Below are 12,816 nucleotides of genomic sequence, written 5' to 3'. Positions count from 1 at the left end.
CTTGCCAAACCCTCGCTGTAGATTTCGCCCCCTACACGGATGCGCTGACCGCGACTAAGCTCAATCGCCACTGATCGCCAATCCAGGGCGAAAGTTCCCCCCTTGAAGTAGCGGTAGAGGCATTTTTCGGCACTTCGCATCTTAGATATGGACGCCTCCTCAACCAGGCACGATCCGGTTTGGCTTCTCGCCGTAACCGTGCTGGGCAAGTGCGTCCGATGGCTGCTTCGATCCGTCTCCTGGAATGATCGGTTCCAGATTGCTCAAGCGCATCGTCCTTCCTCGCCATCAACTGGCGGATAGCGCTCGGCCACCTTTTTCCAGCAATTAGTATACCGCAAATGTCCCTTGAGTTTCGTCGGAATGGGCGCCTTTTGCCGACGAATCTACGGGATCCGCGCCAAACGCCGTTGAAACTTAAACTTTCGGTTTCACCGTTGCCTCAGTGCGGACAAAGGTATCGGTGAATTGGACTTCACTGGTTTCGTGACGACAAGGCTATAGTATTGATCAATGCCCAAGCCTGCCTGCAGCAGTCCCTCCATGAAATCCTGATAGGCGGCCATAGAAGGAGATGCGACCCGCATCAGATAATCGACGCGCCCCCCAATTGCCCAGCAGTCCAGGATTTCCGGGATCTCTTGGATTGCAGTTTCGAAGTGTCGTTGGTCCTCAAGACGATGGCGATCCAGCACGACTTCTACCATCACAAAGATCATGCCGCCAATGAGGGCAGGACTCAGTCGCGCATAGAATCCCTCAATAATCCCTGCGGCCTTGAGTGCTCGGAGCCGCTCCGAACAGGCCGACGCCGAAAGATGAACTCGTTTTGCAAGCTCACTTTTTGAAATCCGACCGTCTGCCTGAATCTCGGAGAGAATCCGGACGTCCCAACTGTCGAGTTGCACGGGGTCGGGTTTCGACTTCATAACCTGTTGCTCTCAAGCAGCGATGACAGCGCCTTGTGCGCCGATCAATTCTATCCATCTTGAATGACCGAATGTAGTAGTGGAACGCATCCGTTCTCGGTCCGAAATGTGCCAGAATGGGGTACGACAATCAGCTGAGGGAGAGCGATCCGCTGAGAAAAGCTGCAGAAGTACTTTGGCTATCGCCCCGACGCCTAACGGGGCAATGATGCCGCTGGAGAGAATAGTCGGCGGCGGCGAAGACCTCCTAATAAATAGATACCCCATTTTCTTGAATCTCCGCTGCCGTACTTGATAGACGTGCGACAGCATTCGAGCCTCGATCGCGTGGACGGCATACTCAATGCAGTATTCAGTGGCACATTCAGCTATTGGGGTGAATTGAAGGCCTTGCTCGTCCGGCTCGCGGAGGCGCAAGGCACCGCAAATGCCGCTCGTCTCACGGCAATTTGACGCTGGAGTCTGGCCGAAATCGCCCAACGGAAAGACTCAAACGCCAATGTTGCGTGCGATGCTGTCGGCCGCCATACGCTTACGCCACTCAAGAGGCCCGGAATTGTGAATGGAGTTTCCCTCAACATCGACGGCCATGATAACAGGCATGTCCTGCACATCGAATTCATAGATGGCTTCCATGCCCAGGTCTTCAAAGGCAACGATCCGCGCCGCCTTAATCGATTTTGAGATCAGGTACGCAGCGCCACCCACTGCAGCAAGGTATGGCGTTTTGTGTCTTACAATCGAGGCGATGGCCGCCGGTCCCCTCTCCGCTTTGCCCACCATCGCGAAAAGGCCGGTTTCGGCGAGCACCTTGTCCGTAAAATCGTCCAAGCGGCTGGAGGTTGTTGGACCGGCGGGTCCAACGATCTCATTTCTCGCTGCCCGGACGGGACCGACGTAGTAGATCACGCGTCCCCGCAGATCGACTGGAAGCGGCTTGCCGGCATCGATCAGTTCGACCATTCGCTTGTGGGCAGCGTCACGGCCCGTCAGCATCTTTCCAGACAGCAGGAGCGTTTCACCGCAGCGCCACGATGCCGTCTCTTCCTTCGTCAGCGTATCTAAATTGACCCGCCGGACGCCGGCTGGGTTCAATTCGTCGGCTCCGATGTCGGGCCATTCGCGCAAATCGGGCGGCTGGAGGCTGATGGGTCCAGAGCCGTCCAAAGTAAACTTCAGGTGCCGGTTGGCGGCGCATTGCGGGATGAGCGCCACAGGCTTGGACGCTGCATGAGTAGGATAGGTCGCAACCTTGACGTCAACGACTGTCGTCAGACCACCAAGGCCTTGGGCGCCGATACCAAGCGCGTTGATCCGCTCATAAAGCTCAATCCGCAGCCCCTCCTCTGCGCTTGACGCCCCCCTTGCGATCAGTTCCGCCATATCGATGGGCTCGTTCATGGCCTCCTTGGCCAGCAGCATCGCCTTTTCAGCGCTACCACCGATGCCGACAGAGATCAGTCCAGGTGGACACCACCCGCTGCCAAGGGTCGAAACGGTATTGACCACCCAGTCGGAAACGGAGGCGCTGGGATTGAGGGTGGTAAAACGTGCCTTGTTCTCCGACCCGCCGCCTTTTGCGGCGATGGTGACCTCAATCTGGTTACCTTGCACCAGGTCGACATGGACAACTGCCGGCGTGTTGTCGCGGGTGTTGACCCGTCTGGCGAGGGGATCCGCAACGATCGATGCCCGAAGGGGATTGTCCGGATCGAGATAGGCTTGACGTACGCCCTCATTCACAAGATCAGCGAAACTGGCCGTTGACTTAATGCGGGCATCCATGCCGACCTTTGCGAAGACAACCACAAGTCCGGTGTCCTGACAAATCGGGCGCCGCCCAAAGGCCGCCATGCGGGAGTTCAGCAGAATCTGACCTATGGCATTCTTCGCCGACGGGCTCTGTTCTCGCGTGTATGCGTGAGAAAGAGACCGGATATAATCTGGAGGATGATAGTACGAGATGTACTGAAGAGCGTCGGCGACGCTTCTTGTGATGTCCTTGCCAGCGATGGTCCGTGTTCTATTTCCCACCGGATTTTATCCAAATGACCCGAGGCCATTCACCATTTTCAGAATCTGGAAGCTTCGCACCCCCTGCTCGCCGCCTTCATATCCATAGCCGCTTTGCTTGACTCCTCCATAAGGGGCATCAGCGGAAACCCCTTTCAGGTAATTCACACTAACAGCGCCCGCAGAAAGACCGCCCACAAGCCTCTGTTGCGTATCGGCCGCGCCAGTAAACAAGTAGGCGGCCAGACCGTACTCCGTGGCGTTGGCTTCATCGATCGCCTCTTCGATCGTATCGAAAGGAGCCACGCTGAGAATTGGTCCGAACGGCTCTTCATGAAGCACTCTCGCTTCCTTCGGTACGCCAGTCAGGATGGTTGGCGGCCAGTAAAACCCCGGTCGGTCAAGGGGGGTGCCACCGGTCTCGATTTGGGCGCCGCCCTCTACCGCATCTTTGGTCAGGCGTTGCATGGCCTCGATTCGCCGCGCGTTTGCCATGGGACCCATCTGCGTTGCAGGGTCATCCGGTGGACCGATCCTGATTTTTCGGACCGCCTCCGTCATCCGGAACAGGAATTCCTCATAGCGGGATCGGGCGACAAGAATCCTGCTGGGCGCATTACAACTCTGGCCCGCGCACTCGAATTTGTATTCCGAAATAGCCGGTATCGCCGTTGCCAGGTCGGCATCTTCGCACACAATAACCGGGGAATGTCCACCGAGCTCAAGGATGCAGCGCTGCAGATTATTCGCGGCCAGTGTGGCCAGCTGTTTCCCAACAGCGGTCGACCCCGTGAACGTCAAGACTTTGACAATTGGCGAACTGAGCAGATGCCGTGATATATGCACAGGAACACCGAACACCAGGTTGACCACGCCTTCCGGTATCCCTGCTTGACGCAAAGATTCCACGATATGGACAGCCACGCTTGGCGTCTCTTCGGCCCCTTTGAGGATCACCGGGCAGCCTGCCGCCAGCGCGGGGGCGAGCTTGCGGGCGATGAGAACGGCTGGATAGTTCCACGGCGTAAAGGCAGCGACGACACCGAGGGCCTCCGGGACGATCATCCTGTTCGGACCCAACGGAATCGGGGTCGACAACTCATCGGCATGCCGGCCATTCCATTCCAGCGTTTCGACTGCGCGCGCGTACTCTCCTGTTGCTTCGGCAATCGTCTTTCCCTGTTCGGACGACAGGTCCCTGGCTGCGGCGCCAGCTTTCTCTGCCAGAATGCTGGCGGCAGAGACGAGTATCTCGCCACGCTCTTTGGCGGGTCGTGAGGACCACGCCTTGCGGCTGCGTTCTGCCGAAGCAAGAGCTTCATCCAAGTCTGAAACCGTAGCCGAGGCCACTGAGGCAAATACCTTCTCCGTCGCCGGGTTGATCACCGGCAAAGTGGCTCGGCTACCACCGGCTCGCCATTTGCCATTAATGAAGAGCTCGTAACTCTTGGCGTCGGACATCGCGGGCTCCACTTGACTGAATTCTTGCATACGAGCGCAGTTTCGATATCGAAACTGCTGAACTCGCTTGAGCCAGTTTCATCGCGATGGTCGCGGCGGGTCAAATATCGAATATTGCCGAAATCCATCTGGAATCCAGATCGGGCTGGTCCTAATGGCCGCAAAAGATCATGCCCAGCTTTAAAGGTTAGTTTGTCAGGTCGCCTCAGGCGCCACCGCTGCCCAGCTCCGGATTTCAATCAATTCTCGAGCGACCTTCGGAATGAGCTTGCGGACTGCGGACACGGCGGCGGAACGCTCATCTTTCGGGTTTACAGCAAGCACAACGGAGCGGGTAATCACCGGATCCACGATCTTGACCGTACGGACCAGACCCTGAGAGGCTTCTTTCTGAACCGCAGACGCGGCGAGAATAGAATGCGCTTTCCCCTCTACGACCATGTTGATGATCGTTGAAAGCGAGTCCACTTCAAACCTGACGTCCAGCGCGCAACCGTGCTGTGCGACGACGTCAGCCACCGAACGCCTGACATTGTTATTGCGCATGGGAACCGCCAGGGGGAATGCATGCAGGTCGGCCAGAGATATCGCATCTTCGAAAGGCGGCTCACCCGACGGTACCACCAGACAAAGGTTTTCGCGCGCTATCACCGTCATTCGGCCTACGCTATCCGCAGTGCGGTAGAGTACCGCCAGATTGAAGCGTCCAGCAGCCATCCACTCCTCCAGCGGTCCCGTCATACCCTCGACCATCTTGAGGGAGACCCTGGGCAGTTCGTTTCTCACCGACTCAAGCAGGGGGCCGCTCAGGACGCGGGCAGCTCCAGACGGAATGCCAATCGTCACCTCCCCGGCGGGGGAAGCAGCTGTGTTGGTCAATTCCACCTCGGTAAGTCGAATTTCTTTAAGAATCGCCCGAGCGCGTTCGAGCAGTTTGGCTCCTGACGCCGTCACGCTCACACCGGTCCTGTCGCGTATCAGCAGTTGAGTGCCGAAGGCTTCCTCCAGTTGACGCACATGCAGGCTCAGCGCACTCTGGGCAACATTAAGGAAGCCAGCGGCCTTCGTGAAACTGCCTGCTTCGACCACACCGACGAAGTATCTTAACTGCCTGATTTCCACGAGTACCCATCCGAGAGCGGACTGCAATTAGTTTAATCTATCTCGAAATGCGATGGCGCGACAGCAATAATTGTGCCGAGTTGCATAACTCCTAGCCGTAGGGTCGCTCCAGTTTGGTAACCAACCTCTGAGGCCTCAGACGCCCAACCCGGCGCCCGGATCCGTGGCGATGATATCTCGGGCCCTTTGGATAACCGGTGGATCGACCATCCTTCCGTCCAGGGCGAACGCGCCTATGCCCTGCGCCGTCGCATCTTTCTCCGCCGCGAGGACACGACGGGCCCATTCGAGTTCCTGTGGACTTGGCGAAAAAGCGTCATTGAATATGGCAACCTGGTTTGGATGGATCGCCAAAGCTCCGGCAAAGCCGAGCCGCCGTGCACGCTCCGCAGCCTCACGAAGTTTGTGAGTGTCAGAGAACGCGCCAATGCTTCCTATGAAGCCCAGCGGGAGCAACCCCGCCGCACGGGCGGCAAAAAGAACAGAAAGGTTTGGCGTCAAGAGAAGATCAAGTTCTGGGGCGCCGCCAACAGCGGCACTAAAGTCTTCAGGGCCAAGGGCCATTGCGACCATCCTGGGATGTGACGAGGCAATGGCCGATAGCTCTTGCAAGGCACCTGGGGTCTCGATTTGGGCAAGAAACCGGATACATCCCAACGGAAGATTTCTTTCTCGTTCGAGTTCCGATACCGCATTCGCGATCTCAGCTACCCACGCTGCCGAATCCACTTTCGGAAGAACAAGTGCATCAACGCCCGCCATCACGGCTGCGTCGAGATCGGCCGCCAAGGCTCGCAAACCGCGATTCACGCGAACTAAAACAGAAGCGCCCCTGCGGCCCACCTTTGCCACGGATGCACCAAGCTGGCGCCGTGACTCACCTTTTTGATCCTGGGGAACGGAGTCCTCTAGGTCGAGTATGATGCCATCTGCCCCGCGCTCATGAGCCGCCTCCACAAAACGCGGAACATGAGAAGGAACGAAGAGCAGAGATCTCCATCGGCGAATGGACATCGGGCTTTCAACGGCCGGAATGGTGCCCTTCATGAAGTCGCCTCTGGTGCCGGTTTTAGCGCGGGCTGTGTCAGTGAGCTGGCTGGGCGGCCGTGGGACTGGAAAGGGTTAGGAGTAGGCATGCACTCTGTGGGTCGCAACCGCGCCCCCTTCCCGACAAGGCGCGCGCTCACGCTGACGCAGCTCGTTCGCGCAAACGTCCCAGAACCTCCTCGCGGACAGCCTCGGTATGAGCTCCAAGAGCCGGAACGGGGCGCAGCAAAGGGCGCTCAGAGTTGAAGATCGCCGCCGGCGCTATCGCCTCGATGGTTCCTTCGGGTGTTCCGACCTGCACCTTGCGAATGTGTGGGTGCTTTGAAACATCCGCGACTTCGTTCAGTCGGCCATATGCCAACCCGGCCGCCTCAAGCTCCTGCATTGCTTCGTGGCATAACAGTTCGGAAAACCGCTGTTCGATGATCTCATCAAGTTGCGCACGGTGACCGAGGCGCTCCATATTATCGGCGAAACCAGGTGTGCGTATAAGCCCCGGCTGCTTCAGGAACTTCTCGCAGAAATTCACCCATTCACGGTCATTCTGAACCGAAAAGATGACCTCTTTGCCGTCGGCACAGCGATAGGCGCCATACGGCGCGAGCGACGGGTGTTTTACGCCCGCGCGAACCGTGTGATAGCCGCCGTATTCGTTTTGAAGAACCGGCACGTTCATCCAGTCGGCGACGGCATCGAACAGTGACACCTGAATGCTGGTCCCGTCGCCGGTGACCTCGCGGTGATACAGCGCCTGAAGAATGGCACTGTGCGCTGTCATGCCTGCCGAGATGTCGCAAACCGACACACCCACACGGGCGGGTCCCTGTTGCGTCCCGGTGATCGCACACAGACCAGTTTCGGCCTGGACGATGAGATCATAAGCCTTCAACTGGGAATACGGCCCCTGCTCCCCGAAACCAGAGATATCGCAGGTGATCAGCCGCGGAAAACGTCGACGCAGATCCGCAGACCCGAAACCCAATTTTTCGATACTGCCCGGCTTTAGATTTTGGATCAAAACGTCGGCACCGGCAATGAGCGTGTCCAGAACGGCGCGGTCCGCCTCAGATCTCAAGTCCAGACAGACCGACTCCTTACCCCGGTTGAGCCAGACGAAGTAAGCGCTCTGACCCCGCACCAACTTGTCGTAATTTCTGGCAAAATCCCCTTCGGGCCTCTCGATCTTGATCACCCGGGCGCCGGCATCAGCAAGGCGAGACGAAGCGTAAGGCGCAGCAACCGCCTGCTCCACGGCAACGACGGTGATCCCCTCAAGAGACTTCTGCATGCGACACCGTGTTTTCATCCAACGTTTTCGTTTTGAATTCGACGACGGTTCAGCATAGCCAGCAACCGATTTTGTTCGTTCCCAACTATTGAGAATGCCTCGTCGACACCCATTCCAGGCTTCGCAAGCATCATGTCTGCCTGGGTCGCCACCGATATGTGGACAGAAGCTTGGGCAGAGAGATCTGTCTCGGTACAGCTTCCTCCAACGTACGCGCCTACCTTGTTCTCCTTGCACAGGAGCACGGCATGTGCCGTGTCAGCCAATGAGCCAACATCGGGCGTCTTGATTTGAATGAGATGCGCGGCTCTCGCTTCGGCAAAGAGCCGAATATCCTCAAGCGTGTTGCACCTCTCATCGACGACAATTCGAGCACTGGAACCTCGGCTGTCCAAAATGGATACGATCTCGGCGTAGTTCTCAATTTGAGCTTGCGTCGAACCAAAGTCCGCCGGGGACTCGATGTTGATCGTAAAACCCGGAACGGTATCGACAACCCTGCAGATAAAATCGGCGACCCGTTGCGGTTCCAGGCCGATTTCTTGACCGATCCAGCCATAGACATCGAAATGCAGCACGGGATTATACCCGGGACGGCCGATCTCGCGCGTACGCTTCGCGACCCACTTCACGAACTCCATGAAGGTCTGACCGTCTACGCCGAATTTCTGCCGAGAGTTGATCAGGCCGTGGGGAAGCACATCCACACCCTTCAGAATCATCTTGTCGACGTTAATTTCGCGAGCGTCACCGCTCTGACAGTAGATGGGGACCCTCTGCATTGACAGCGGTAGGTTAAACTCAGCGCATATGATCTCCGCCATTGTCGCACGGTGAAGATGAGCGGCTGCGCGAAGAAGCGCCTGGCTGACGCCATACTCAATCGCGAGAGGCAGCCGCTTATCATCGTGAGGCTCGAAAACATTCGCGCAGGCAGCAAGGTAGCGAGACGCATCGACATCGAGAAGTCGTGGCGAGACGACTCGCGACGTCAAATCCGAGATTTGAGCAGCTTCAAAGAAGGGATCGCGTCCGCCCGCACCAGAGTACTGGACGCTCACCATGTCGCCCCAAACGATGGTCCCGTCGGTGAGGGCAAGCCCGATGCTGAGCGAAGAGGCCGGAACGCGAATGGACGTGAACCCAGGTGTTAACGGTTCGCTGACATACATGAAGCCGTCCTGGGTTGCGCCGGCCCTGATAGCAGCTTGGTCGTCATAGAAAAATGCGCCATTGCCGGGCGCGAGGAGGACTTCTTTGATGTGCACTTCACTTCGCTCGAGTTACGGAAGAGTTGACGGGCGGACACAGCTAACGCGGCATGCCAGCGGAGCATGCACGACTTGCTGTTAAGTTTGCCAATATAATGTCCGGCACGGTGGCATCGCATTTTCAGATGGCTTGCGCCTGTCGCACTTGAGCTGATTTGAATTGTTAGCGATTCTCAATCACTTTGATCCTCATATGTGCGTCGCCTCCGCATGGTTAGCGACGCGAGTCGGGCTCGTCAATCAGATCCGCGGCCCGCTTTCCGAGCACGGCATCGCCGTCGACCGCCGGGCGTAGCAAGTGCGAGATGTGATCGTAATGACGAACGGCGAGGTTCCGGCGGACGTTTATAAGCAGTTCGGGATGTTGATTATGTCGTGGCGCCAAGCGATCAGGTTTGATAATGCCGCGCCTCCGGTTGGCGATAACTGTCGTGGCACCAGCCGTGACCGCGATAACTCACATCATCAGAACCGGGTTCCGATTGGAACCTGCGGCTGCTGCTGCAACGACGGCGCGGTTCCGCCCTCCAGCGGGAAATGACATTTGAAGCGGTGCTTCGCGTCGTCCCGGCTTGCCGAGCATTCCGGGAATACGCGGCTACAGATGTCGTGGGCGTAACGACAGCGCGTGTGGAACTCGCAGCCGGATGGCCGCCTTATCAGGCTCGGCACTTCGCCCGTTATCTCGATGCGATTGAGAACGGCATCCGGATCGGGCTCCGTATTGGCCGACAGCAAGGCTTGCGTATATGGATGCCGCGGTTGATCGAAAATGCGTTCGGTCGGCCCAACCTCGACGAAGCGGCCGAGATACATGATCGCCATACGGTCAGTGATATGGCGAACGACATTGAGGTTGTGAGTGATGATCAGAATCGCGATGCCGAGTTCGTCCTGCAAGCGAGCAAACAGATTAAGCACTTCGCCTTGCACCGAGACGTCGAGGCCGGCCGTCGGCTCGTCGGCAATGATCAGGTCCGGATTGAGCGCAAGGGCACGCGCGACGCCCACTCGCCTAGCCTGCCCGCCGGAAAGCTGATGGGGGTAGCGCCGAGCAAAATCCGTCGGCAAGCCGACCATGCGCAAGAGACGTTCCGTTTCGGCTCCGACATCGCGATCGCGTAATCCGTGGATGCGGAAAGGCTCCGACAGGAGCGATCGCACGGTCAGCCGTGGCGAGAGCGAGCCGATGGGATCCTGGAACATCATCGTCATGCGTCGTAGATACGGCTTACGTTCGGCCGCGCTCAGTCCGGTGATTTCCTCTCCCTCGAAGCGAATGCTGCCGCTCACAGGCGGCCTCAACCCCATGATCGCGCGCGCAACGGTGGACTTGCCCGAACCGCTTTCGCCCACGAGACCAAGTGTCTCGCCTTTGCGGATTTCGAAGGACACGCCGGAGACTGCGTCGACGAAAGGATGCTTCGTGCCCGCCGCAAGCGCCTTCAGTGGACCCATCGTGCGGAAACGGACGCAAAGATCCTGGACGCGGAGCAGCGAGCTCATGCTGAAACCTTCTGTTCTTCACCGAGCAAATGGCATCGCGCACGGTGTTCGAGGCCGATGCGGTACTCAGCCGGGCTCTGTTGGCTACAACGATCGAGTGCCGAGGGGCACCGTTGACTGAAAATGCATCCTTGCTTGACACCTAGAAGGCTGGGCACCTCGCCGGGAATGGTCGGCAAATTACGCGTACTTTTTCTAATCCGCCCCGGATCGCATTTGAGCAGCGCGCGAGTGTAGGGATGTCTGGGATTGTGGAAGATGTCTCGTACGGTCCCCTGCTCAACCACTTCGCCAGCATACATGACAGCGACCCGGTCGCATAGCTCAGCAACCGCGCCGAGATGATGAGAGACGAACAAGACGGCGCAACCGATCTCCTTCTGGAGATCCTTAAGGAGATGAATAATTTGCACCTCCAGAGTTGCATCAAGCGCGGTGGTTGGCTCGTCGGCGATCAGGAGCGCCGGCTTAACAAGAAGCGCCATGGCGATGCAGATACGTTGGCGCATGCCACCGGAGAACTGATGCGGAAAACCGCCGATACGGGAGTCGGGGTCGGGAATTCCCACCCGCCGAAGCATGGCGATGGCAGCGGCGCGTTTCTCGCTCCGGCTTCTCCGTTCATGGTGTTGGATATCGATCATCTGGCTCTCGATGGACCGCACGGGATTGAGTGCGGTCATCGGATCTTGGAAGATCATGGAAAGGCGATCGCCGAGAAGGCTCTGTCGTACCGACGCTGGCATATCGAGTAAGTTGCGCCCCTCGAAGACAATAGCGCCGGCGGTAACTTGCGCATTTTCTGGAAGCAGTCCCATCACCGTATAGGCGAGCGTGGATTTTCCTGATCCGCTTTCGCCGACAATGCCAACTACCTGTGCGGCGGGAACATCGAGCGAAACGTTTCGCAGCGCATGCACGCGGCCGGAGGGAGTACCGAAATCGAGATCAAGCCCCCGAATTTCGAGCAGCGAAAGAGTGGACATCTGCTGCCTCGGACGATCGGGTCTCATATGTCTTTCCCGAGCTTGGGGTCGAATATGTCGCGCAGCGCCTCACCCAAAAATGTGAAGCCCAACGTTGCGAGAACGATCGGCGTGCTTCCGGCTATGACGAGCCAGGGCGTATTTTGGATGTAATTGTAGCCATCATTCAGGACAGCTCCCCAATCGGGAGTCGGTGGGCGCACGCCCAAGCCTAGAAAGCTGAGACCTGCCTGTACGGCGATAACGGCCGGCACGTCCATGCTCACAAGAATGACAAGCGGGCCGATGACGTTGGGCAGCACGTGGACGGCGAGGATGCGCGTCGTACTGGCGCCCATGCTTTGCTCCGCGGCAATGTATTCACTATTGCGAAGCGCTTCTGTTTGGGTGCGAGCAATGCGCGCATAAATAGGTATGGACGTTATTGCGATAACAAAGATAACGCTGGTCACACTGGGTCCAAGTAGCCCGATAACAGCCAGCGCAAATATGATGCCCGGAAACGAGCGGATCGTATCAAAGATCAGCAGCAGTACGTTGTCGAGCCAACGCGGCCCGAAGCCTGCGACTAGGCCAAGCACAAGGCCGAGCGCCAGTGAAATGCCTAGAGAGGCGAACGCGACAAGGAGCGGAATGCGGCCGCCCATGATGACGCGAGAAAACGTGTCGCGACCGAGCTGATCCGTGCCCAGGAGAAACTCCCGTGAAGGGGCCGCCAGGCGCGGCCCGACCATAATCCGAATCGGGTCATGCGTCATTATCAGCGGAGCAAACATCGCGCTCGCGAACACTAGCAAAACGAGCAGGGCTCCAAGCAGGCCCAAACGGTTCTTGCGCAATTGCCGGAGAACGGCAAGAAAGGTGCCCGGACCCGGCTCGCCATTGGCTTCGGCGCGGATGGCTTGGATGCTCGTCATGTCAGAGTTTCTCCCGAGCTCGCGGATCAAGGGCTGCATTGACCAGATCGGACAGCGTCGTGGCAGTGACGATGAGGAAGGTCGTGACGAACACGCCGCCCATCACGACCGGGTAGTTGCGCTCGTTGACCGCGCTCACAATCAGAGCGCCAATACCAGGCCTTGCGAAAACCACTTCGATGAAAACTGCAGACGAAAGCAGCCATGCTATGCCAACCCCGAGTATGGTGATGGTCGGCAATATCGCTAGTGGCAACGCATAACACGCAACAATGC

The 12,816-nt window shown here is 57.9% G+C and carries 11 protein-coding genes; all 11 read right to left on the bottom strand.

What is annotated here, in order from left to right; genetic code table 11:
* Window positions 1-431: 431 nt before the first annotated feature.
* On the bottom strand, window positions 432-929 hold the full coding sequence (locus E5W70_RS16115; protein WP_095488146.1) for an Lrp/AsnC family transcriptional regulator: 498 nt from the start codon (window positions 927-929) through the stop codon (window positions 432-434).
* Window positions 930-1,418: 489 nt separating this feature from the next.
* The gene (locus E5W70_RS16110) at window positions 1,419-2,963 is read right to left on the bottom strand and encodes a fumarate hydratase (protein ID WP_292659692.1); all 1,545 of its coding nucleotides are present in this window, start codon (window positions 2,961-2,963) and stop codon (window positions 1,419-1,421) included.
* 6 nt (window positions 2,964-2,969) lie between these two features.
* Entirely contained in the window at window positions 2,970-4,403 is a 1,434-nt protein-coding gene (locus E5W70_RS16105; protein ID WP_126097356.1) for an NAD-dependent succinate-semialdehyde dehydrogenase, read from the bottom strand.
* A gap of 195 nt (window positions 4,404-4,598) precedes the next feature.
* Window positions 4,599-5,525, bottom strand: coding sequence for a LysR family transcriptional regulator (locus E5W70_RS16100; protein WP_287276698.1), 927 nt, complete (start codon window positions 5,523-5,525; stop codon window positions 4,599-4,601).
* A 135-nt stretch (window positions 5,526-5,660) separates the two neighbouring features.
* A complete protein-coding gene (locus E5W70_RS16095) occupies window positions 5,661-6,572 on the bottom strand; it encodes a CoA ester lyase (protein ID WP_126097354.1) in 912 nt (303 codons plus the stop codon).
* Window positions 6,573-6,708: 136 nt separating this feature from the next.
* Window positions 6,709-7,860, bottom strand: coding sequence for a CaiB/BaiF CoA-transferase family protein (locus E5W70_RS16090; protein WP_292659690.1), 1,152 nt, complete (start codon window positions 7,858-7,860; stop codon window positions 6,709-6,711).
* A gap of 14 nt (window positions 7,861-7,874) precedes the next feature.
* Window positions 7,875-9,128, bottom strand: coding sequence for a methylaspartate ammonia-lyase (locus E5W70_RS16085; protein WP_292659689.1), 1,254 nt, complete (start codon window positions 9,126-9,128; stop codon window positions 7,875-7,877).
* 468 nt (window positions 9,129-9,596) lie between these two features.
* Complete coding sequence (locus E5W70_RS16080; RefSeq protein ID WP_292659687.1) at window positions 9,597-10,637, bottom strand: ABC transporter ATP-binding protein; 1,041 nt, start codon at window positions 10,635-10,637, stop codon at window positions 9,597-9,599.
* The gene (locus E5W70_RS16075; protein WP_292659685.1) at window positions 10,634-11,623 is read right to left on the bottom strand and encodes an ABC transporter ATP-binding protein; all 990 of its coding nucleotides are present in this window, start codon (window positions 11,621-11,623) and stop codon (window positions 10,634-10,636) included. Before E5W70_RS16075 ends, E5W70_RS16080 begins: the two co-directional genes overlap by 4 nt.
* Before the next feature lie 23 nt (window positions 11,624-11,646).
* Window positions 11,647-12,540, bottom strand: a complete 894-nt coding sequence (locus E5W70_RS16070; RefSeq protein WP_292659683.1) for an ABC transporter permease — start codon at window positions 12,538-12,540, stop codon at window positions 11,647-11,649.
* 1 nt (window position 12,541) lies between these two features.
* A partial coding sequence (locus E5W70_RS16065; RefSeq protein ID WP_292659682.1) for an ABC transporter permease subunit occupies window positions 12,542-12,816 on the bottom strand: 275 nt, incomplete at its 5' end.

This window comes from Mesorhizobium sp., assembly GCF_005063415.1.
In the GTDB taxonomy this organism is placed as follows: Bacteria; Pseudomonadota; Alphaproteobacteria; order Rhizobiales; family Rhizobiaceae; genus Mesorhizobium.
This window is presented reverse-complemented; position numbering and strand designations above follow the sequence as displayed.